General features: G+C 64.9%; 18 protein-coding genes. 14 read left to right on the forward strand and 4 right to left on the reverse strand.

Going from position 1 to position 21,509, the window contains the following annotated elements:
• Positions 1–13: 13 nt before the first annotated feature.
• Together ytfE and O0880_RS02265 are read left to right on the forward strand one after the other, a co-directional pair.
• Complete coding sequence (ytfE, locus tag O0880_RS02260) at positions 14–691, forward strand: iron-sulfur cluster repair protein YtfE (protein ID WP_289884807.1); 678 nt, start codon at positions 14–16, stop codon at positions 689–691.
• 15 nt (positions 692–706) lie between these two features.
• Complete coding sequence (locus O0880_RS02265; protein WP_289884808.1) at positions 707–2,998, forward strand: nitric-oxide reductase large subunit; 2,292 nt, start codon at positions 707–709, stop codon at positions 2,996–2,998.
• 6 nt (positions 2,999–3,004) lie between these two features.
• Here the strand turns inward: O0880_RS02265 and O0880_RS02270 are convergent, their stop codons facing one another.
• Positions 3,005–3,427: a DUF1841 family protein gene (locus O0880_RS02270; RefSeq protein WP_071321999.1), complete on the reverse strand. Its 423-nt coding sequence runs from the start codon at positions 3,425–3,427 to the stop codon at positions 3,005–3,007.
• Positions 3,428–3,534: 107 nt separating this feature from the next.
• Here O0880_RS02270 and O0880_RS02275 point away from each other — a divergent pair, with 107 nt between their 5' ends.
• Positions 3,535–4,116, forward strand: coding sequence for a malonic semialdehyde reductase (locus tag O0880_RS02275; protein WP_289884809.1), 582 nt, complete (start codon positions 3,535–3,537; stop codon positions 4,114–4,116).
• A gap of 449 nt (positions 4,117–4,565) precedes the next feature.
• Positions 4,566–6,158, forward strand: coding sequence for a malate dehydrogenase (quinone) (mqo, locus tag O0880_RS02280; protein ID WP_289884811.1), 1,593 nt, complete (start codon positions 4,566–4,568; stop codon positions 6,156–6,158).
• 102 nt (positions 6,159–6,260) lie between these two features.
• Here the strand turns inward: mqo and O0880_RS02285 are convergent, their stop codons facing one another.
• Entirely contained in the window at positions 6,261–6,893 is a 633-nt protein-coding gene (locus O0880_RS02285) for an RNA pyrophosphohydrolase (protein ID WP_071322002.1), read from the reverse strand.
• A 204-nt stretch (positions 6,894–7,097) separates the two neighbouring features.
• Here O0880_RS02285 and O0880_RS02290 point away from each other — a divergent pair, with 204 nt between their 5' ends.
• Both O0880_RS02290 and O0880_RS02295 read left to right on the forward strand, forming a co-directional pair.
• Complete coding sequence (locus O0880_RS02290) at positions 7,098–8,837, forward strand: proline--tRNA ligase (RefSeq protein WP_071322003.1); 1,740 nt, start codon at positions 7,098–7,100, stop codon at positions 8,835–8,837.
• Between the two features lie 20 nt (positions 8,838–8,857).
• Positions 8,858–9,460: a lytic transglycosylase domain-containing protein gene (locus O0880_RS02295; RefSeq protein WP_289884815.1), complete on the forward strand. Its 603-nt coding sequence runs from the start codon at positions 8,858–8,860 to the stop codon at positions 9,458–9,460.
• 79 nt (positions 9,461–9,539) lie between these two features.
• Here the strand turns inward: O0880_RS02295 and O0880_RS02300 are convergent, their stop codons facing one another.
• Both O0880_RS02300 and ffh read right to left on the reverse strand, forming a co-directional pair.
• The gene (locus tag O0880_RS02300; RefSeq protein ID WP_071653383.1) at positions 9,540–9,935 is read right to left on the reverse strand and encodes an SWIB/MDM2 domain-containing protein; all 396 of its coding nucleotides are present in this window, start codon (positions 9,933–9,935) and stop codon (positions 9,540–9,542) included.
• A gap of 430 nt (positions 9,936–10,365) precedes the next feature.
• Positions 10,366–11,733, reverse strand: a complete 1,368-nt coding sequence (gene ffh / locus O0880_RS02305; protein WP_034746567.1) for a signal recognition particle protein — start codon at positions 11,731–11,733, stop codon at positions 10,366–10,368.
• 239 nt (positions 11,734–11,972) lie between these two features.
• Between ffh and O0880_RS02310 the strand changes: the two genes are divergently transcribed.
• The 8 genes from O0880_RS02310 to O0880_RS02345 all read left to right on the forward strand — a co-directional run bounded on the left by O0880_RS02310 (position 11,973) and on the right by O0880_RS02345 (position 21,497).
• Positions 11,973–12,482, forward strand: coding sequence for a sigma-70 family RNA polymerase sigma factor (locus O0880_RS02310; RefSeq protein ID WP_071322005.1), 510 nt, complete (start codon positions 11,973–11,975; stop codon positions 12,480–12,482).
• A complete protein-coding gene (locus O0880_RS02315) occupies positions 12,479–13,483 on the forward strand; it encodes a FecR domain-containing protein (protein WP_289884822.1) in 1,005 nt (334 codons plus the stop codon). Before O0880_RS02310 ends, O0880_RS02315 begins: the two co-directional genes overlap by 4 nt.
• Positions 13,484–13,595: 112 nt before the next feature.
• Positions 13,596–15,782 (forward strand): TonB-dependent siderophore receptor, encoded by a 2,187-nt coding sequence (locus O0880_RS02320; protein ID WP_289884823.1) that lies wholly within the window; start codon positions 13,596–13,598, stop codon positions 15,780–15,782.
• Positions 15,783–15,898: 116 nt separating this feature from the next.
• Positions 15,899–16,180: a hypothetical protein gene (locus O0880_RS02325; RefSeq protein ID WP_289884824.1), complete on the forward strand. Its 282-nt coding sequence runs from the start codon at positions 15,899–15,901 to the stop codon at positions 16,178–16,180.
• A complete protein-coding gene (locus tag O0880_RS02330; protein ID WP_071322007.1) occupies positions 16,177–17,880 on the forward strand; it encodes a PepSY-associated TM helix domain-containing protein in 1,704 nt (567 codons plus the stop codon). The genes O0880_RS02325 and O0880_RS02330 overlap by 4 nt, the downstream gene beginning before the upstream one ends.
• Positions 17,877–18,218 (forward strand): DUF3325 domain-containing protein, encoded by a 342-nt coding sequence (locus O0880_RS02335; protein ID WP_289884825.1) that lies wholly within the window; start codon positions 17,877–17,879, stop codon positions 18,216–18,218. The genes O0880_RS02330 and O0880_RS02335 overlap by 4 nt, the downstream gene beginning before the upstream one ends.
• A 91-nt stretch (positions 18,219–18,309) precedes the next feature.
• A complete protein-coding gene (locus tag O0880_RS02340; RefSeq protein WP_289884826.1) occupies positions 18,310–19,497 on the forward strand; it encodes an efflux RND transporter periplasmic adaptor subunit in 1,188 nt (395 codons plus the stop codon).
• A 5-nt stretch (positions 19,498–19,502) separates the two neighbouring features.
• A complete protein-coding gene (locus O0880_RS02345) occupies positions 19,503–21,497 on the forward strand; it encodes a MacB family efflux pump subunit (protein ID WP_289884827.1) in 1,995 nt (664 codons plus the stop codon).
• The last annotated feature ends 12 nt before the right edge of the window (positions 21,498–21,509 follow it).

Here is a 21,509-nt window from a genome sequence, read left to right on the forward strand (position 1 = left end):
TCAAGGAACCGTTATGGACATGATCGAGTTATCCCTGGGCCAGCTGGCCCGCCGCATCCCCGGCGCCACGCGCCTGTTCGATGCGCACCGCCTGGATTTTTGCTGCGGCGGCAACAAGACCCTGCGCGCGGCGGCCGAAGCGGCCGGCGTGGACGTCACCCCCATCGTCGAGGAGCTGCGGCTGCTGCAAGGGCGGATGGACGCCAGCGGCGAGCGTGACTGGCAGGAGGCTACGGCCACGGAATTGGTGCAGCACATCCTGGCGCGCTACCACGCCGTGCACCGCGAGCAGCTGCCCGAACTGATACGCCTGGCGCGCAAGGTCGAGCAGGTGCATGGCGAGCGCGCCGACTGTCCGCACGGGCTGGCGGAACACCTGTCGGCCATGGCGCAGGAGCTGGAAAGCCATATGCGCAAGGAGGAGGACGTGCTGTTCCCCATGATCGTGCGCGGCCAGGGCCCGCAGGCCGGCGCACCGATCAACGTGATGCGCATGGAGCACGACGACCATGGCGTGGCCTTGCGCGCGATGGAGGCGATGACGAACGATATCAGCGCGCCGGCCGGCGCCTGCACCACCTGGCGCGCGCTGTACACGGGGCTGCGCACCTTCCGCGAGGACCTGATGGCGCACATCCATACCGAAAACAATATCCTGTTCGAGCGCTTCGCGCCGGCCGTGGTGCACTGACAAAGGAAAGACCGCATGGGTCCCTATAAAAAACTCTGGTTCACCCTGATCGGCGTGCTGATCGTGACCTTTTCGCTGCTCGGTTATTACGGCGTCGAAGTCTACCGGCAGGCGCCGCCGATTCCCGCGCAAGTGCTGGCGCAGGATGGCCGGCAGCTGTTCGACCGTGAAGGCATCCTCGATGGCCAGACGGCCTGGCAATCCGTGGGCGGCATGCAGCTGGGCTCCATCTGGGGCCACGGCGCCTACCAGGCGCTCGACTGGACGGCCGACTGGCTGCACCGCGAACTGACGGCCTGGCTGGAGCTGGCCGCGCAGGAGCAGCACGGCAAGGCTTACGCGCTGCTGGACGGCCCCGCGCAGGCGGCACTGCGCGAAGCGCTCAAGCTCGAGTACCGCAGCAACCGGGTCGACAATGCGCAGGTGCTGCGCCTGTCGCCGCGCCGCGTGCAGGCGCTTGCCCGCACGGCGCACTATTACGACCAGCTGTTTTCCGACGCGCCGGCGCTGCAAAAGAGCCGCGAGCATTTCGCCATGAAGGAAAACACCCTGCCCAGCGCCGAACGGCGCGCGCAGATGACGCAGTTCTTCTTCTGGACCGCCTGGGCCGCCGCCACCGAGCGTCCGGGCCAGAAGGTCACGTACACGAACAACTGGCCGCACGAACCGCTGATCGGCAACCAGCCCAGCGGCGAGAACCTCGTCTGGTCGGTCGCCAGCGTGGTGGTGCTGCTGGCCGGCGTCGGCTTCCTCGTCTGGGGCTGGGCCTTCCTGCGCGACCATGACGAAGCGCTGCCGGCGGCCGGTCCGCGCGATCCGCTGACCACTTTCGCCCTCACGCCTTCGCAGCGGGGACTGGGCAAATACCTGTTCCTCGTCGTCGCCCTGTTCATCTTCCAGGTCTTCATCGGCGGCTTTACCGCGCACTATACGGTGGAAGGGCAGCAATTCTATGGCGTCGACGTGTCGCGCTGGTTCCCGTATGCGCTCACGCGCACCTGGCATATCCAGGCCGCGCTGTTCTGGATCGCCACGGGCTTCCTGGCCGCCGGCCTGTTCCTCGCGCCGCTGATCAATGGCGGCCAGGATCCGAAGTGGCAGCGCCTCGGCGTCGACGTGCTGTTCTGGGCGCTGGTGGTGGTCGTCGTCGGCTCCTTCATCGGCAATTACCTGGCGATTGCGCAAGTGATGCCGCCCGAGTGGAATTTCTGGCTCGGCCACCAGGGCTATGAATACGTGGACCTGGGTCGTTTGTGGCAGATCGGCAAGTACGTGGGCATCCTGCTGTGGCTGTTACTGATGCTGCGCGGCGTCGTGCCGGCCCTGCGCCAGAAGGGCGGCGACAAGAACCTGCTGGCGCTGCTGACGGCTTCCGTGGGCGCCATCGGCCTGTTTTACGGCGCCGGCCTGTTCTACGGCGAGCGCACGCATTTATCGGTGATGGAATACTGGCGCTGGTGGGTGGTGCACCTGTGGGTGGAGGGTTTCTTCGAAGTCTTCGCCACCACGGCGCTGGCCTTCATCTTCGCGACCCTGGGCCTGGTGTCGGCGCGCATGGCCACCACGGCCAGCCTGGCGTCGGCGTCGCTGTTCATGCTGGGCGGCATACCGGGCACTTTCCACCACCTGTATTTTGCCGGCACCACCACGCCCGTGATGGCCATCGGCGCCAGCTTCAGCGCGCTGGAAGTGGTACCGCTGATCGTGCTGGGCCACGAAGCGTGGGAAAACTGGCGGCTGAAGGAACGCGCGCCGTGGATGGAAAACCTGCGCTGGCCGCTGATGTGCTTTGTCGCCGTCGCCTTCTGGAACATGCTGGGCGCGGGCGTGCTGGGCTTCATGATCAACCCGCCCGTGGCGCTGTATTACATCCAGGGTTTGAACACGACTCCCGTGCATGCGCATGCGGCACTGTTTGGCGTGTACGGCTTCCTGGCGCTGGGCTTTACCTTGCTCGTGCTGCGCTATCTGCGGCCGCACTGCCAGTTCAGCCCGGCGCTGATGAAGACGGCGTTCTGGGGCTTGAACGGGGGCCTGGCGCTGATGATCTTTACCAGCTTGTTGCCAATTGGCATTATCCAGTTCCACGCCAGCGTGACGGAAGGCCTCTGGTATGCGCGCAGCGAGGCATTCATGCAGCAGCCGCTGCTGCAGACGCTGCGCTGGGTGCGCACCTTTGGCGACATGGTCTTCATCGTGGGCGCCATCGCCATGGCATTGCAGGTGGTGCTGGGATTGCTGGGCAAGGCGCCGAAGGCGCCCGTACTGCAGCCGCAGGCAGGGGGCGGCGCGGCCGCCATGAAATAGCGTTGCCTAGCGGCGGCGCACGCAGTCGATATAGGCGTCCGTGTCCGGCGGCAAGCCCGAACGCTGCGACGCCCAGATCATCTGGCCCAGGCACTCCATCACTTCGTGCTGGGCTGCATGGGCCGAATCGAGGCGCTGCGTCAGCTGCTGCACGGCCGGGCGGATGCCGCGCGGCTGGTCGACCTGCACCTGTTCCGTGATCGACAGGTGCATGGACAGGTGCAGGAAGGGATTGGCCTGCCCGCCCTCGACGGAATAGTCGCGCGCCAGCGCCGCTTCAACGTCGCTCAGCTCGTTTTCATATTCGGGGTGCTCAAGGATCCAGTCGAGCGCGATCGCTTCCATGGGCGTGAGGATGTCGTGGGCGCGGTGCTTGCGCAGGGTGTCGCAAAAGAAACGGCGCACATCGTCGGAAGAGGGGTTGAACATGGCTGGATAACTGTGGCTAAGGGCAGCCGGCATTGTACCGCGTACGTAAATTGTGTACGCTGTGCCAGCTGTTTTTGCCCTTCCACCGACCACCTGGAGAATGCCCGATGTTGAATGATGCCGCCCTCGATACCCTGTTCTACGCCGCCCGCACGCATAATGGCTGGCAAGACCGTCCCGTCAGCGATGCGCTGCTCAAGCAGCTGTACGATACCCTGAAGTGGGCGCCCACTGCGGCCAATGGCTCGCCGATCCGCGTGGTTTTCGTCAAGTCGCCTGAAGCGAAGGCGACCCTGGTCGAATGCATGTCGGCCGGCAACGCGGCCAAAGTGGCGCAGGCGCCCGTGACGGCCATCATCGGCATGGACATGGCGTTTTATGAACAGCTGCCCAAGCTGTCGCCCCACGTCGACGCGCGCGCCTGGTTCACGGGCAACCAGGCGCTGTCCGATGCGACGGCATTCCGCAATTCTTCGCTGCAAGGCGGTTATCTGATCCTGGCCGCGCGCGCCCTGGGCCTCGATTGCGGCCCGATGTCCGGCTTCGACACCGAGAAACTCGACGCCGCCTTCTTCGCCGGCACCACCGTCAAGGCCAATTTCGTCTGCAGCCTCGGCTATGGCGATCCCGACCGCGTGCGTCCCCGCGCGCCGCGCCTGTCCTTCGAGGAAGCGTGCCGCATTGTCTGAATGACTACTTCAGGGTAATTTCCAAGGGCATCGCGGATGCCCTTTTTTACGCCGCGCGACCGCGTTCATGAGCCGATAGTCACCGCAAATTAATACCTGGCAGTAAGTATTATCCACTAGCGCCGCGCCCCGGCAGCGCCAAATAACGGTGATAAAATCGCCGTTCTTGATATTTGCACTGGACACGACGGCGATTGTATTGCCGCTTTTTCAGCCGGCAACGACGGCCGTGCCGTTCCATTGCCCGCACCTTTGCCACCAAATCTTGCTTTGGGACTATCCCGTAGCGCGGCAGCATGCCTGACACCATCGACCTCCGCCTCTCCGGCTGCCTCGGCGTTCCGGATGGCGGGCTGTTTTTCGTTCGATCCTCGATCGATCGCTTGCGGTCGCGCTGGTGCCGCCGCGGTGGCGCACAAGAATCATCCTATTCATGAACGGAGTTACGTATGCGTAAATCGCTATTACTTTTGATGTCGTGCCTGATCCTGGCGGCATGTGACAAGACCCCGCCGGCTTCGTCGGAAAAACCGGTCGACGTGCTGCTGGTCGGCGCCGGCACCATGAGCGCCACCCTGGGCAGCATGCTCAAGGAACTCGACCCGTCGCTGACGATGGAAATGTACGAGCGCCTCGGTTCCGTGGCGGCCGAAAGCTCGGACGCGATGAATAACGCGGGCACGGGCCACTCGGCGTTTGCCGAGCTGAACTACACGCCGGAAGCGGCCGACGGCAGCATCGAAACCAAGAAAGCCGTCGATATCAACGAGCAATTCGAGATTTCCAAGCAGTTCTGGGCTTACCAGGTGGAAAAGAAGCACCTGGGCGCGCCGCAGACCTTCATCAACAATGTGCCGCACATGAGCTTTGTGTGGGGCGATGCGAATATCGCCTTCCTGCACAAGCGCTATGAAGCGATGCAAAAGCAAAACCTGTTCAAGGGCATGCTGTACTCGGAAGACCCGGCGCAGATCGCGCAATGGGCGCCGCTGGTCATGCAAGGCCGCGACAAGGGCCAGAAAGTGGCCGCAACGCGCATGGAGATCGGTACCGACGTCAATTTCGGCACCCTCACGCGCGGTCTGGTGAGCTACTTGACGGACAGCCATGGCATGGCACTGCATCTGCGCCATCAGGTGCAGGACATCAAGCGCGGCGCCGACGGCGTGTGGAACGTGACGGTGAAAAACCTGGCCGACGACACGGAAAAGACCGTGCGCGCCAAGTTCGTCTTCATCGGCGCGGGCGGCGGTTCGCTGCCGCTGCTGGAAAAATCGGGCATTCCTGAAGCCAAGGGCTACGGCGGCGTGCCGGTGGGCGGCCAATGGCTGGTCACCACGAATCCGGACCTGGTGGCGGCGCATGCGGCCAAGGTGTATGGCAAGGCGTCCGTCGGTTCGCCGCCGATGTCCGTGCCGCATCTGGACACGCGCATCATCGACGGCAAGAAAGCCTTGCTGTTTGGCCCGTTCGCCACCTTCTCGACCAAGTTCCTGAAAAACGGTTCGTGGATCGACTTGCCCGCCTCTATCGGCAGCGGCAACATCAAGCCCATGCTGCAAGCCGGCTACGACAATATTCCGCTGACCAAATACCTGGTCGAACAAGTGATGAATACTCCGGAAGACCGTTTGAAGACCCTGCGCGAATACTTGCCGAATGCCAAGATGGAAGACTGGACCCTGCAAAACGCGGGCCAGCGCGTGCAGATCGTCAAGGATGACCCGGTTAAAGGCGGCTTGCTGCAGTTCGGCACGGAAGTCGTCGGCGCCGCCGATGGCAGCATCGTTGCCCTGCTGGGCGCCTCGCCTGGCGCGTCTACCGCGCCGCCGATCATGATCAAGGTGCTGCAGACGGCGTTCAAAGCGCGCCTGGCGACGCCGGAATGGCAGGCGAAGATGGTGGAAATGGTGCCGTCGTATGGTCAAAAGCTGAACAACGACCCGGCCCTGGCCAACAAGATCCGCCAGCACAGCAGCGCGATCCTGGGCTTGAAAGCCATTACGCTTGACGTGCCAGCGGCAGCGCCGGCGGCAAACTAAGTGAGCCTGACCGGCAGGGAGGTTTCCTGCCGGAATGAAAAAAAGGGGCAGCCTGGTCAGGCTGCCCCTTTTGCGTGGGAGCGTGCGTTCATGTCTGGCCGGCTACTCCTTGCCCGGCAAAATCAGCTCGGGCGTGCGCCCTTCGGCGGCAGCGCCGTCGCAAGGCTTGGCCAGCGCAGCACCGTCCTGCGCCCGCGGCGCATGCGGCTGGCGCAGGTAGCGCGAGGTATGGCGGTGCGCTTGCTGCGCGTTGCCATGCACGGGCCAGGTCAGGAAGCGGGACAGCTCCTGCAAGGCACGCTGGTACACATCGCGCTTAAATTCAATCACGACATCGAGCGGGACCCAGTACTCATGCCAGCGCCAGGCGTCGAACTCGGGATGGTCGGTCAGGCGCAGATTGACGTCGTTGTCGCGCGCGCACATTCTCAGCAGAAACCAAATCTGCTTCTGGCCACGGTAGTGGCCGCGAATCTCGCGCTTGATGAAGTGGTCTGGCACTTCATAGCGCAGCCAGTCGCGGGTGCGGCCGACAATTTTGACGTGTTCCTGCCTGAGTCCGATTTCCTCTTCAAGTTCGCGAAACATGGCTTGTTCCGGAGTTTCGCCATATTTGATACCGCCTTGCGGAAACTGCCATGAGTGCTCGCGCACCCGCTTGCCCCACCACACCTCGTTCTGGGCGTTTAGCAGGATGATGCCGACGTTGGGCCGAAACCCTTCACGGTCGAGCATAATGCACCTCAAACTTTCTGCGACAGCGCGTCTTTTTTTACATTTTTGCCCACAACTCCGCAAGCCGGTTGCCTTTTCGGGGTGCGAAAAGAGCCGGAATCGCACCAATTGAGCGCATTTGTGTAAAGTATGGACGCATCAGCCAGCTAATCCTTTAAAATTAGGTTGATTATAACCCTCTCTTTTTAAAAAGAATTCACCGTTATGCGCGCCTCCCGTTTTTTTATTTCCACACTTAAAGATGCACCTTCTGACGCGGAAATCGTCAGCCACCAATTGATGATGCGTGCAGGCATGATCAAACGCCTCGGTTCCGGCATCTACACCTACATGCCGATGGGCTTGCGCGTGATCCGCAAGGTGGAAGCCATCATCCGTGACGAGATGAACAAGGCCGCCGGCATCGAACTGCTGATGCCGCTCGTGCAGCCTGCCGAACTGTGGCAGGAGACGGGCCGCTGGACCAAGATGGGCGATGAACTGATGCGCGTGAAAGACCGCCATGGCCGCGAATACGCGATCCAGCCGACGTCGGAAGAGGTCATCACGGACGTCGTGCGCACGGAAATCAAGTCCTATCGCCAGCTGCCGTTGAATTTTTACCATATCCAGACCAAGTTCCGCGACGAGCGCCGCCCACGCTTCGGCCTGATGCGCGGCCGCGAATTCACCATGAAGGATGCGTACTCGTTCGACCGCGACCTGGCCGGCATGCAAGCGTCGTACAAGGTCATGTTTGATGCCTACACCAGTATCTTCACGCGTTTCGGCCTGCAATTCCGCGCCGTGGCAGCCGATAACGGCGCCATCGGTGGTTCCGGTTCGCATGAATTCCACGTCATCGCCCACACGGGCGAGGACGCGCTCGTGTACTGCCCGACGTCCGACTACGCCGCCAACATGGAAGCGGCCGAAGCGCTGCCGCCGGCTGGCGAGCGCGCCGCCGCCACCCAGGCCTTGACCAAGACGGCCACGCCGGACACCGTCAAGTGCGAAACCGTGGCCACCCTGCTGGGCCTGGATCTGTCGCAGACCGTGAAAACCATCGCGCTGACGGTGGAAACGACGGGCAAGGACGAGAAAGTCACGAAACAGTTCTTCATGCTGCTGCTGCGCGGCGACCATGAGTTGAACGAGATCAAGGTAGGCAAGGTTGCCGGCCTGGCCGGCCACCGTTTCTCGACGGAAGCGGAAATCCTGGAAGTCTACGGCACGATTCCCGGCTACCTGGGCCCGATCGGCACCAAGGCACCGGTCACCGTGGTGGCGGACCGCACGGTTGCCCATATGGGCGATTTCGTCTGCGGCGCGAATGAGGCCGGTTTCCACTACACGGGCGCCAACTGGGGCCGCGACATGGCCGAGCCTGCCATCGTGGCCGATTTGCGCAATGTCGTCGCCGGCGACGCGTCGCCGGACGGCCAGGGCCTGCTGGCCATCGAGCGCGGCATCGAAGTGGGCCACGTGTTCCAGCTGGGGACGGCGTACTCGGAAAGCATGAAAGCCACCTTCCTCGACGAGAACGGCAAACCGGCACCGCTGCAGATGGGTTGCTACGGCATCGGCGTGACGCGCATCCTGGGCGCCGCCATCGAACAGAACTTCGACGACAAGGGCATCATCTGGCCTGCGTCGATCGCGCCATTCGAGGTCGTGCTGTGCCCGATGGGCATGGACCGCAGCGAACTGGTCAAGGAAGAGACGGAGAAGCTGTACGCGGCCCTGCAAGGCGCGGGCGTCGATGTCATCGTCGATGACCGCGGCTTGCGCCCAGGCGCCATGTTTGCCGACTGGGAACTGATTGGCGTGCCGCACCGCATCGTCATCGGCGAGCGGGGCTTGAAAGAAGGCAAGCTGGAATACCAGGGCCGCCGCGACGCGGAAGCGACCGGCGTGGCACCGGACGAGATCGTTGCCTTCATCCAGGGCAAAATGGCGCAGTGAAGCGTCTATCCGTAAGTCAAGTGGCCGGCGCCCTCGCGCTGGCCACCTGCCTGGCCTGCGCTTTCCCGGCGCAGGCCGGCAACCAGAAGGAAGAGGCGCTGGCCGACTCCGTCCGCCTGGCGCTGTCGCATGCGATCCGCGACGAACGCCCGCCGCAACCCAAATTTGCCACCCCCGCCGAGTTGCAGCGCTACCAGCAATGGCTGGCGCAGATGTCGCAACGCCTGCAGCGCAAGCTGCCGGACGCGCAGTTGCGCACGGAATTTCTGGAAACAGTATGGTATGAAGCGCGCCGCGCCGGCCTGGAACCGGCCCTGGTGCTGGGCCTGATCCAGGTCGAGTCGGCCTACCGCAAATATGCCGTCTCGCTGGCCGGCGCGCGCGGCTACATGCAGGTGATGCCGTTCTGGACGGGCGTCATCGGCGACAGCGACCGCAGCAAGCTGTTCCACATGCAGACGAATCTGCGCTATGGCTGCGCGATTTTGCGCATGTACCTGGACATGGAAAAGGGCGATCTGTACCTGGCCCTGGGCCGCTACAACGGCAGCCGGGGACGCGCCGAGTACCCGAATGCCGTGCTGGCCGCGTGGAAATTGTGGGAATTCAAGCCTGCCGCCTGAACGCAAGTCAAAAAAATGCCCCGCTCGCTGATTCAGCGGCGGGGCACTCGCACGGCTGACGCAGCCGGCGCGTATCTGATCATTTCAAATGATCGGAGATCAGTTTCGTCATTTCAAACATGGAGACTTGGGCTTTGCCGCCGAAAACAGCTTTCAGCTTGTCGTCCGCATTGATCATGCGGCGGTTGGCCGGATCTTGCAGATCGAGTTTTTTGATGTAATCCCATACCTTTTTGGTCACTTCCGTGCGCGGCAGTGGTGCTGCGCCAACAACGGCGGCCAGTTCTTTCGATGGCGTCATTGCTTTCATGAATGCTGCGTTTGGCTTGCGTGGTGTTGCCGGTGCTGCCGCTTTCTTCGCCGCTGCTGGTTTAGCTGCTGCCTTGGCTGCGGGTGCTGCTTTCTTGGCGGCTGCAGGCTTGGCTGCTGCTGCTTTGGCTGGCGCTGCTACTGGGGTTTTTTTGGCTGTTGCCATCTTCGAGCCTCCTTAACAAACACATGGGAAATTGCGCAATTAATCGCACGGCTAATATTGGTGTGGATTTACCTAGTATGCAAGTGTTTTTCACGTTTTCACGAGGAAAAAGCAGGGAAATGACGCGCCTGTCGCCCGGGCGCACCGCTTGGGGGCGTGGAACGGCGTTTTTGCCCGTAAATGGCATGGTTGCTGGCTATGCGGGGAGGGGACTGCGGGGAGGGAGGAAATCATGCCGGACGCCATCAAAATGCAATCCGGCATTATTTTATAACGGTGTTTCTTGACTTGAACTACGTCTCACGCGGCGTAAAAAAGGCCTTCAAAATCACAGCGGGCGGGGATGCTTTGTGGCAGGGAAGCGCAACCGTACTGAAGTACGGTGAGCATCGCCGGCCGCAAAGACCACCGCGCAGCGGATTTTGAAGCCTTATCTCATCCCAGGCATCATGCCCTTCATGGAGCGCATCATCTTCATCATGCCGCCGCCCGACAATTTTTTCATCATCGTCTGCATTTGCTCGAATTGCGTCAGCATGCGGTTCACTTCCTGCACCTGCACGCCGGCACCGGCGGCGATGCGGCGCTTGCGCGTGGCCTTGATCAATTCAGGCTTGGCGCGCTCCTGCGGCGTCATCGAATCGATGATGCCGCACATGCGGCGCACCTGTTTGTCGGCCTGGTCCATGTTCTTGCCGCCGGCCGCCTGCTGGAACTGGGCCGGCAGCTTGTCCATCAGGTTGGCCATGCCGCCCATTTTCTTCATCTGGCCCAGCTGCGCCTTGAAGTCGTTCATGTCGAACTTGCCGCCCACCTTGATCTTTTGCGCCAGGTCCGCCGCCGCCTTGCTGTCGACGCCCTTGCGCGCCTCTTCCACCAGCGCGAGGATGTCGCCCATGCCGAGGATGCGGTTGGCCATGCGGGTCGGGTCGAACGCTTCCAGGCCGTCGAGTTTTTCCGAGACACCGGCAAACTTGATCGGCTTGCCCGTGATGTGGCGCACCGACAGGGCCGCGCCGCCGCGCGCATCGCCATCGAGCTTGGTCAGCACGATGCCGGTCAGCGGCAGCGCATCATTGAAGGCCTTGGCCGTGTTGATGGCGTCCTGGCCCAGCATGGCGTCGACGACAAACAGGGTCTCGATCGGCTTCACGGCGCCGTGGACGGCGGCGATTTCGCGCATCATCTCTTCGTCGATACCGAGACGGCCCGCCGTATCGATGATCAGCACGTCGTGGTAATGCTTTTTCGCCCAGTCCAGCGCGGCCAGCGCGATATCGACCGGCTTGTCCGTGCTGGTCGATGGGAAGAAGTCGGCGCCCACCTGGGCGGTGACCGATTGCAGCTGGGCGATCGCGGCAGGGCGATACACGTCGGCCGAGACGGTCAGCACTTTCTTTTTCTTTTCTTCCTTCAGGTATTTCGCCAGCTTGCCGACGGTGGTGGTCTTGCCCACACCCTGCAGACCGGCCATCAGGATGATGGCGGGCGGCTGCTGGGCAAAGCTGATCTGCGACGCTTCCGGGCCCAGGTCGGCGCCCATCAGGGCTGCCAGCTCGCGCTGCACCACGCCCACGAGGGCCTGGCCTGGCGTCAGCGAGGAAATGACATCCTCGCCCATGGCTTTTTCTTTGACTTTGGCGATGAATTCGCGCACGGCGGGCAGGGCGACGTCGGCTTCGAGCAGCGCCAGGCGCACTTCGCGCAGCATGTCGGCGGTATTCGCTTCGGTCAGGCGCGCCTCGCCGCGCATGGTCTTGACGACTTTGGCAAGCCGTTGGGTGAGATTATCTAGCATGATGAACCTGCAATGAAAAGCTTGGGGGTGGGCGGCGCAAGCCGGACGATGGGCGCCATTTTACCCCATCGCGTGGCCCTGGCGCGCCATTGCTGCACAGCCTGGCGGTTGGCCGGCTTTTGAATTAGTTGGTATTTCTGCCAATGCCGCGATTGCATGAAAGCTAAAATCGCGGTTAAAATGAGAATAATTCTTATTTACATTCGAGGGCGCCACGCGCCATACCGGAAAGGGGTGCCATGTCGGCCGCCGATTTTGCCCAGCAACAAGACCTGCACGCGCTCTACAGCAGCCATCACGGCTGGCTGCAGGGCTGGCTGCGGCATAAGCTGGGCAATGCGGGCGAGGCGGCCGACCTGGCGCAAGACACCTTCATCAGCGTGCTTGCCAACGGCATGGCGCCGCAAATCCGCGAGGCGCGCCCTTTTCTCGCCACCATCGCGCGGCGCCTGGTGGCGCACCGCTACCGCCGCCAGGTGCTGGAAGACGCCTACCTGGAGGCGCTGGCCTGCTTGCCGCCCGAGGCGGCGCCCGCGCCGGAAGCGCGCCTGCTGGCGCTCGAAGTCTTGCAGGAAATCGACACGGCCCTCGACGGCTTGCCCGCTCCCGTGCGCACGGCTTTCCTGCTGGCGCAGCTGGAAGGTCTCAGCTATGCCGAGATCGCCGCGCGCCTGAACGTGTCGGCCAGCTCGGTGAAGCAGTACCTGACGCGCGCCAACCGCCAGGTGTTTTTCTCCCTGCCGGCATGAACACGGCGGGCGAAGCGGCGGCCCCGGCGGTCATCAGCGAGGACGTGCAGCTGCAGGCGGCCGAATGGCTGACGCTGCTGATGTCGGGCGATGTGGGCGAGGCGGAGCGGGCCGCCTGGCAGCGCTGGCGCCGCGCCGCGCCGGAACATGAACAGGCCTGGCAGCATATCGAGGCCGTCGCGCAGCGCCTGCAAGGCGTGTACCGCGACGGTGCGCAGCGCACGGCGGCCGCGCAGGCGCTGGCCAGCGCCGGCCCGCCCGCCAGCGGCAAGCGGCGCCAGCTGCTCGTCTGGCTGGGCGTGGCGACTGGTGGCGGCTTGCTGGCCGCGCAGACGGGCGCCTGGGATGGCGTGCGCGCCTTGCGCGCCGACTACCGCACGGCCACGGGTGAGCGGCGCGAAGTGGCGCTGGCCGATGGCAGCGTGCTCAGCTTGAATACGGAGTCGGCCGTGAATGTGCGCTTCGACGGCAGCCGCCGCCTGATCGAGCTGCTGGCCGGTGAAATCCTCGTCGTCAGCGGCCGGGGCGCCGGCAGCGCCGCGCCGCTGGAAGTGGCTACGCGCGAAGGCCTGGTGCGCGCGCTGGGCACGCGCTTTTCCGTGCGCCAGCAGGATGGCTACAGCACGGTCGATGTCTTTGAAAGCGCCGTCGAGATTCGTCCGCGCGACGGCGACGGCGCACCGTTGCTGCTGGCGGCCGGGCGCGGCGTGACGTTTTCCCGTCACGCACCCGACGCGCCGCATGCCGTCGATGCGTATGCGGACGCCTGGTTGCGCGGGCAGATGATCGTCGACGACGTGACCCTGGGCGATTTCCTGGCCGAGCTGGCCCGCTATCGCCCCGGCGTGATCCATTGCGCGCCGGAAGTCGCCCAGCTGCGCCTGTCGGGCGTGTTCCCGCTGGCCGACACCCAGCGCATCCTGCACATGCTGCCCAACTCGCTGCCGGTGCAGGTGCGCAGCCGCACGGCGTACTGGGTGACGGTCGAACCCGCGCCATAGCCGCGGCATAAAGAATATTTATCGAGCGGACTGCCCGTTTGTCGTTTTCGCGGCACCTACAGAGTAGGGCGCCTATTGTTCACCGTCTCATGACGCCATTTCAGGATTTTTCATGCCGCACGCTTTGCAAATTGCCATTTCGACACCGCGCCTTTCCGCACTGCGCCCGCTGGCGCAAGCGGCCGCGGCCCTGTGCCTGGCCGCCAGCGTGCCGGCCTTGGCCCAGCAGACCGCGCCCGAGCAGACCATGGGCGGCGTGTCGGTGACGGCGGGACGCGATGCGGCGACGGAAGGCAGCGGCTCCTACACGACGGGCGTGAGCAATACGGCAACCAGGCTGAACATGTCGCTGCGCGAGACGCCGCAGTCGGTCAGCGTGCTGACGCGCCAGCAGATCGACGACCTGGGCATCACCACCCTCGATGACGCCGTGCAGTCGATCACGGGGCTGGTCATGCAAAAAGGTAACTTCACGGGCGATTCGGGCAGCTTCAGCGCGCGCGGCTTTCCCGTCGAGAACATCCTGTTCGATGGCTTGCCGACCAGCCTGGGCGCGAACGGCACCTTCAATGGCGACAATGACGACCTGGCCATCTACGACCGCATCGAGGTGGTGCGCGGCGCCACGGGCCTGACGACGGGCAGCGGCACGCCCAGCGCCGCCATCAATCTGGTGCGCAAGCGCCCGACGGCCACGCCGCAGGCGTCGTTCTCGGCCAGCGTGGGCAGCTGGAGCAACTACCGCCTGGAAGCCGACGCGGCCAATGCGCTCAACGAAGCGAAGACGCTGCGCGGGCGCGTCGTCGTGACGGTGCAGGACAAGCAGGACTACGTCGACGTGCTGCATGGCCGTAACCACCAGCTGTACGGCATCATCGAGGCCGACCTGCGCCCCGACACCACTTTTACCTTCGGCGCGCACTACCGCAAGACCGATAACGACGGCGTCGTGACGGGCGTGGTGACGGCCGCCGACGGCAGCTTCCTGCAGTTGCCCCGCTCCACCTACCTGGGCACCGACTTCGATGACTGGCGCCAGACGGACAAGACCCTCTTCGCCGAACTGGAACACCGCTTCGGCAACGGCTGGAAGGCCAGGCTGGCGGCCACGCGCAAGACGCCCGAGATCGACACGACGTTTTCCGGCATCAACCGCCGCGGCGATACCCTGCGCTTCAACTCGCAGAGCTACCGCGCCGAGCTGGCCAACACCAGCTACGAAGCGTATGCCAGCGGCAGCTACAACCTGTTCGGCCGCCGGCACGAGCTGACGGTCGGCGCCAGCCACCGCCGTTCGTCGAAAAACAGCTATGGCGGCTGGGCGCCGTACAGCTGGGGTGCGGCGGCGCCCGTGATCGACCCGTTCAACTGGGACACGGGCAGCGTGCCGCGCCCCGTCATCAACTACGCGCAGTGGCGCACGGCCAGCATCACCGAGCAAAGCGGCGTGTATGCCGGCACGCGCATGCGCCTGGCCGATCCGCTGTCGCTGGTGCTGGGCGGTCGCCTGAGCTGGTACAAGGACGACGCCGGCTACTCGGTGGCGCGCGAATTCACGCCGTACGCCGGTGTCGTGTACGACCTCGACAAGCAGCACTCCGTGTACGCCAGCTGGACCGAGATCTTCCAGCCGCAGGCGTCCACGGACGCCAACGCGCAGTCATTGAAGCCGATCAGCGGCACCAACTACGAAGCCGGCGTGAAGGGCGAGTACTTCGGCGGCGCCCTCAATGCCAGCGCGGCCGTGTTCCAGATCCGCCAGCAGAATCGCGGCGTGGACGACCTCAATGGCCCCAATCCCTGCCCCGGCAGCACCTGGGGCTATTGCCAGCGCGCCTCGGGCGAAGTGCGCAGCGAAGGCGTGGAGCTGGACGTGGCGGGCGCGCTGACGCCCGACTGGCAGCTGTCGGCCGGCTATACCTATGTGAAGGCGCAATTTACGCGCGACAGCGATCCGGCCAATATCGGCAAGGATTTCAACAGTCGCTATCCGCGCCAGCAGCTCAAGCTGGCCACCAGCTACCGCCTGTCCGGCGCGGCGCAGGGCTGGCGCGTCGGCGCCTCCGTGTACGGGCAGGGCGCGACGGAATCGAGCGACGGCAGCTATCACCTGCGCCAGGGCCGCTACGCGATCCTGGGCCTGAACGCGGCCTGGCAGGTCGACAGCCGCGCCGAGCTGCGCCTGAACGTCAACAACGCGCTCGACAAGCATTATTACCAGAGCATTTATTCCGATGTCTTCGGCAACCTGCCCGGCGCGCCGCGCAACGTGATGCTGACGCTCAATTACAAGCTGTAACTTAATAACTTTGAATGACCTATCTTGATGAAGGATGCATGGCTTATGGATGTGCAGTTGAATGTGGCCCGCGCCCGCGATGGCGTGAACCAGCGTATGCTACAAGGAGCGCCGCGATGATGAAATCGGCCAACATGATGTTGTTTTCGCGCGTGCTGGCCGCCATTTTCGGCGGCTACGCGCTCACGTCCGGCGTGGCCGTGCTGCTGTCGGCCGTGCTGCCGCTGTCGCGCGCCGAAGCCGTGCTGACGGCCACCCTGAGCGCCTTCGTCGTCTACACCGGCGCCGTGATCTGGGTCTTTGCCGTGCAGGACCTGCGCCGCGCCTGGACCGGCATGCTGCTGCCGGCCATCCTGTGCGGCGGCATCGGCATGCTGTTGTCGCGGGGTGCCGCATGAACGCCGTCAAGGTGGACAAGGTGGCGAAGACGCCACAGCAGGGCGGCTTGCGCCAGGCCATGGCCTGGCTGCATACGTGGAGCGGCCTGTGGATTTCCTGGCTGCTGTTCGCCATCTTCATGACCGGTACCCTGGCCGTCTTCGACGACCCGATCGGCCACTGGATGACGCCCGAGCACGCGCTGGAAGAGGCGGCGCATGCGAACGATCCGCCGCTGCCGAAGGTCACGGACCGCGGACACCGTCTGGAGCTGGCCCTGGACTTCATGGCGAAAGAGCATCCGAAGGCGGACATGTGGGAAATCTGGCCCGTGCAGCGTCCTGGCCATGGCCTGTCCGCCTACTGGTTCCAGCCCAGCGGCGGCTATGGTTCGGCGGATCTCGATCCGCTGACGGGCGCCGTCGTCGAGCATGCGCGCGAGGCGACCGAGCGCGAAACCATCGGCGGCCACCATTTCGTCGATTTCCACTACGAGCTGCACGCGGGCCGCATCGGTGTCTGGATCGTCGGCATCACCACCATGATCATGCTGGTGGCGCTGGTCAGCGGCGTCATCACGCACAAGCGCATCTTCAAGGATTTCTTCACCTTCCGTCCGGCGAAAGGGCAGCGCTCGTGGCTCGACGCGCACAACGCGGTGGCCGTGCTGACCCTGCCGTTCCAGTTCATGATCGCCTATACGGGCCTGGCCTTCTTCAGCGACGACTATGTGCCTGCCCCCGTGGTGGCCCAATATGGCATGGAAAACGGCAAGCGCGCCTTCCTGGCCGACTGGAACGATGCGGGCAAGCCCGAGCGGTCGGGCCAGCCGCTGGCCATTCCCGCGCTGGAGTCATTCGCGCAGCGCGCCGAGCAGGCCATCGGCCAGGAAATCCGCGCCGTGGTGCTGGACAACCCGAACGACGCCTCCATGCGCGTGTGCATGTACGGCTGGAATGAGGACACGGAACTGCTCACGCGCCTCAGCGCCAACACGGGCAGGGCCTGCTATGCGCTGGCCACGGGCGAGCAGACCGCCTTGCGCCTGCCGGGCAAGTCGGACACGGGCGGCGCAGGCCTGACGCGCACCGTCATGTCGAACCTGCACATGGTCGGCTTCGGCGGCACGCCGATGCGCTGGCTGTACTTCTTCTGCGGCCTGGCCGGCACGGCCATGATGGGCACCGGCGCCATCCTGTTCATGGTCAAGCGCCGCCAGCGCTCCGGCGGCGAATTCGGCGCCTATACGCAGCGCGTGTACCGCGTCATCGAATGCCTGAACGTGGCGGCGATCGCCGGCCTGGCCATCGCCTGCGTGGGCTTCCTGTGGGCCAACCGCCTGATCCCCGTCGGCATCGAGCAGCGCGCCGGCTGGGAAGTGCGTGCCTTCTTCGGCGTGTGGTTCGTGATGCTCGTGCATGCCTGCCTGCGCGCGGAAAAGCGCGCGTGGATCGAACAACTGTGCCTGCTGGCCGCCCTGTGCCTGCTGCTGCCCGTGCTGAATGTGCTCACGACAGGCGACAGCCTGGTGGCGCAGATCGCGCGCGGCGACTGGGAAAGCGCCGGCGTGGAACTGTGCAGCATGGCGTTCGGCCTGCTGGCCGCCTGGGGCGCGTGGAAAGTCCACAAGCGCAAGGAAAAAGCGGCCAGGAAGGCCGCCGGCAAGGAAAGCCAGGCGCCATCGGCCAGCCTGCAAGTCACTACGGAAGGACAGTCATGATCAACACCATACTCTGCGCGCTGGGCCTGTCGTATGCGGGCATGGCCAGCCTCTCGCTGGCGATGGACCGCCATCACGGCCAGGTGTGGGGGCGCGACGCCGCGCCGAATGTGCGGCGTGCGCTGCAACTGGCGGGCGCCATCCTGCTGGCGCTGGCCATCTGGCCCTGCGTGGCTGGCTGGAGCCCCACCGTCGGCGTGGTCGCCTGGCTGGGCTTCCTGTCGGCCGGCGCGCTGCTGGTGGCCCTGCTGCTGCCGTATGCACCCAAAGTATTGTTTCGTAGTTCCCTGCTGGCAGCCGTCGCCGCGCTGGCAGGGCTTGTGACGTTCCTGCAGTAATGTTGACTGCCATTTTCAAGGATAGACTGATGCAATTTTCACGCCTGGCGACACCGTTCGATGTTTTAACTGTATTGAAAGTGGCTTCCTGATGGCGGCCCGCCTGTCTTCCCGCCGCGCGCGCATCCTCGGCGGCGCGGTCTTGCTGGCGCTGTTCGGCGCCGGCGCCCTGTGGGCCACGCGCGGCCCGAAAACCGTGTTCGACACGGCCCCCGTCAAGCGCGGCAACATCGAGGCCAGCGTCACGGCCATCGGTACCCTGCAACCGCAAACCTATGTCGACGTGGGCGCCCAGGTGTCGGGCCAGATCACGCGCCTGCACGTGCAGCCCGGCAGCGCCGTGGAAAAAGGCCAGTTGCTGGCCGAGATCGACCCCAGCGTGCAGCAAGCCACGGTCGACGCGGGCCGCGCCGCCCTGGCGGGATTGCGCGCGCAGCTGGCCGACCAGCAGGCGCAGCACCGCCTGGCGGGCCAGCAGCATGGGCGCCAGAAACAGATGGCCAAGTTCGATTCCACGCCGCTGGCCGACCTGGAAACGGCCGAAGCCACCCTGGCATCGGCCGCCGCCAAGATCGACCACCTGAAGGCGCAGATCGACCAGACCCAGGCGAGCCTGAAGGCCGACGAGGCGCGTCTCGGCTATACGCGCATCTACGCGCCGATGGCCGGCAGCGTGGTGGGCCTGGATGCGAAGGAAGGGCAAACCCTGAACGCGACGTACCAGACGCCGAACATCCTGCGCATCGCCGATTTGTCGGCCATGACGGTGTGGACGGAAGTGTCGGAGGCGGACGTGCGCCGCGTGCGTCCGGACATGCCCGTGTATTTCACCACCCTGGGCGGCGACCAGCGGCGCTGGAGCGGCAAGGTGCGGCAGGTGCTGCCGGCGCCGCCGGTGCCCGGTGGCTCTGCCGCCGGCACGGCCCTGGCGCCGTCGACCAGCAAGGTGATTCTGTATACCGTGCTGTTCGACGTGGATAACGCCGATGGCGAATTGATGCCGCAAATGACGGCGCAGGTGGTGTTTGTCACGGCGGCGGCGAAAAATGTGCTGGCCGTGCCCCTGCCGGCCCTGAAACCGTCGACCGAGGAGGGCGCGAAGCCGGGGCAGTTCACGGCCCGCGTGATGGATGCCGAGGGCAAGGTCGATACGCGCGCCATCACCGTGGGCGTGCGCAACCGCCTCAATGCGGAAGTGCTGCAAGGCTTGCGCGAAGGCGAATTGCTGGTGACGGGCGAGCAGCCGGCCGGCAGCGGCGCCAGCAGGTTCCAGCTATGAGTGCGATGAGCGAGACCGCGTCGCTGGGGCAACCGGGACAGCCGGCGCCGTCGGCGCCGTTGATTGAACTGCAAGGCATCCGCAAGCGCTATGGCGGACATGACGGCGCGCCGGCCGTGGAAGTGCTGCGCGGCGTCACGCTGTCGATCGGCGCCGGCGAATTCGTCGCCATCGTCGGGGCGTCCGGTTCCGGCAAGTCGACCCTGATGCACCTGCTGGGCTGTCTCGACCGGCCCAGCGACGGCAGCTACCGCTTTGCCGGCCAGGACGTGGCCAGCCTGAATCCCGATGAACTGGCATGGCTGCGGCGCGAAGCGTTCGGCTTCGTCTTCCAGGGCTACCATTTGATCGCCACCGAATCGGCGCGCGAGAACGTGGAAGTGCCGGCCCTGTACGCGGGCATGCCAGCGGCCGCCCGCCATGCCCGCTCCGAGGCGCTGCTCAAGCGCCTGGGGCTGGGCGAGCGGCTCGACCACCGGCCGAACCAGTTGTCGGGCGGGCAGCAGCAGCGCGTGTCGATTGCGCGCGCGCTGATGAATGGCGGGCGCATCATCCTCGCCGATGAGCCGACGGGGGCGCTGGACAGCACCAGCGGCGCCGAAGTCATGGCCCTGCTGGGCGAACTGGCCGACGCCGGCCACACCATCATCCTGATCACGCATGACCGCAAGGTGGCGGCCCAGGCGCGCCGCGTGATCGAGATCAGCGACGGCGAGATCGTCGAAGACTCGGGCGCCATCGCCATTCCCGCCACGGCGACGGCCCTGCCGCCGCTGGACATGTCGCGCGCCGCGCACGATACGGGCGCCTCGCTGGGCACGGAACTGCTCGACGCGGCGCGCGCCGCCTGGCGCGTGATGTGGATCAACCGCTTCCGCACGGGCCTGACCCTGCTCGGCATCATCATCGGCGTCGCTTCCGTGATCGTCATGCTGGCCATCGGCCTGGGCACGCGCCAGCAAGTGATGGCGCAGCTGGGCGCCTTCGGCTCGAACCTCTTATATATGTCGTCGATCGGCGAAAGCTCGCGCATCCCCGGGCGCAGCATCACGCTGGCCGACCTCGAGGCGCTCGAGGAAGTGCCCGGCATTTCCCACGTGCTGCCGAATGTCACCGGCAACAAGGTGATCCGCCATGGCAACCTCGACGTGCAGACGTATGTGCGCGGCACGGGCGCGGCGCTGCCGCAGATCCAGACCTGGCCGCTGGCCTATGGCGGCTTCTTCACGCAGCAGGATGAGCGCGAGATGGCCACCGTCGCCGTGCTGGGCTGGCGTCTGGCGCACAAGCTGATGCCCGACATCGCCAATCCCGTCGGACAGAATATCCTGATCGGCAACGTGCCGTTCCAGGTGATCGGCGTGATGAGCGAGAAGGGCGCGCTGACGGGCGACAAGGACGAGGACGACGTGCTGCTGCTGCCGTTCTCCACGGCCGGCATCCGCGTCTTCGGCCAGCGCGAGCCCACGTATATCGTGCTGGCGGCCGACGATGTGAAGCGCATCGCCGAGACGGAGAAAGCCGTCGACGCCGTCATGTTCGAGCGCCACCGCATCCGCGACTACGGCATCAGCAACGCGGCCGCCTCGATCGCCGCCGAGGCGCGCACGCAGGACAACATGACCATGATGCTCAGCCTGATCGCCGCCGTCTCGCTGGTGGTGGGCGGCATCGGCGTCATGAACGTGATGCTGATGACGGTGCGCGAACGCACGCGCGAGATCGGCATCCGCATGGCGACGGGCGCGCGCCGGCGCGACATCCTGCGCCAGTTCCTCACGGAAGCCGTGCTGGTGTCGGTGGTGGGCGGCGTGGCCGGCATCGTCGTCGGCGTGAGCTTTGCCGCCGTGCTGCTGGTGTGGGAGGTGCCGGTGATCTTTTCGCTGAGCGCCATCGGCGGCGCCTTTGCCTGCGCCGTGGTGACGGGGCTGGTATTTGGCTTCATGCCGGCGCGCAAGGCGTCCGGGCTCGATCCTGTCGTGGCGCTGGCCGGACAGTAGCTATTGTGGCAA

The organism is Janthinobacterium sp. SUN118 (genome assembly GCF_030397695.1).
GTDB lineage: Bacteria > Pseudomonadota > Gammaproteobacteria > Burkholderiales > Burkholderiaceae_D > Janthinobacterium.

Excerpts from the sequence above, each read along its gene's own strand:
- ytfE (WP_289884807.1), top strand. The coding sequence starts at position 14 with ATGGACATGATCGAGTTATCCCTGGGCCAGCTGGCCCGCCGCATCCCC.
- O0880_RS02265 (WP_289884808.1), top strand. The coding sequence starts at position 707 with ATGGGTCCCTATAAAAAACTCTGGTTCACCCTGATCGGCGTGCTGATC.
- O0880_RS02270 (WP_071321999.1), bottom strand. The coding sequence starts at position 3,427 with ATGTTCAACCCCTCTTCCGACGATGTGCGCCGTTTCTTTTGCGACACC.
- O0880_RS02275 (WP_289884809.1), top strand. The coding sequence starts at position 3,535 with ATGTTGAATGATGCCGCCCTCGATACCCTGTTCTACGCCGCCCGCACG.
- mqo (WP_289884811.1), top strand. The coding sequence starts at position 4,566 with ATGCGTAAATCGCTATTACTTTTGATGTCGTGCCTGATCCTGGCGGCA.
- O0880_RS02285 (WP_071322002.1), bottom strand. The coding sequence starts at position 6,893 with ATGCTCGACCGTGAAGGGTTTCGGCCCAACGTCGGCATCATCCTGCTA.
- O0880_RS02290 (WP_071322003.1), top strand. The coding sequence starts at position 7,098 with ATGCGCGCCTCCCGTTTTTTTATTTCCACACTTAAAGATGCACCTTCT.
- O0880_RS02300 (WP_071653383.1), bottom strand. The coding sequence starts at position 9,935 with ATGGCAACAGCCAAAAAAACCCCAGTAGCAGCGCCAGCCAAAGCAGCA.
- ffh (WP_034746567.1), bottom strand. The coding sequence starts at position 11,733 with ATGCTAGATAATCTCACCCAACGGCTTGCCAAAGTCGTCAAGACCATG.
- O0880_RS02310 (WP_071322005.1), top strand. The coding sequence starts at position 11,973 with ATGTCGGCCGCCGATTTTGCCCAGCAACAAGACCTGCACGCGCTCTAC.
- O0880_RS02315 (WP_289884822.1), top strand. The coding sequence starts at position 12,479 with ATGAACACGGCGGGCGAAGCGGCGGCCCCGGCGGTCATCAGCGAGGAC.
- O0880_RS02320 (WP_289884823.1), top strand. The coding sequence starts at position 13,596 with ATGCCGCACGCTTTGCAAATTGCCATTTCGACACCGCGCCTTTCCGCA.
- O0880_RS02325 (WP_289884824.1), top strand. The coding sequence starts at position 15,899 with ATGATGAAATCGGCCAACATGATGTTGTTTTCGCGCGTGCTGGCCGCC.
- O0880_RS02330 (WP_071322007.1), top strand. The coding sequence starts at position 16,177 with ATGAACGCCGTCAAGGTGGACAAGGTGGCGAAGACGCCACAGCAGGGC.
- O0880_RS02335 (WP_289884825.1), top strand. The coding sequence starts at position 17,877 with ATGATCAACACCATACTCTGCGCGCTGGGCCTGTCGTATGCGGGCATG.
- O0880_RS02340 (WP_289884826.1), top strand. The coding sequence starts at position 18,310 with ATGGCGGCCCGCCTGTCTTCCCGCCGCGCGCGCATCCTCGGCGGCGCG.
- O0880_RS02345 (WP_289884827.1), top strand. The coding sequence starts at position 19,503 with ATGAGCGAGACCGCGTCGCTGGGGCAACCGGGACAGCCGGCGCCGTCG.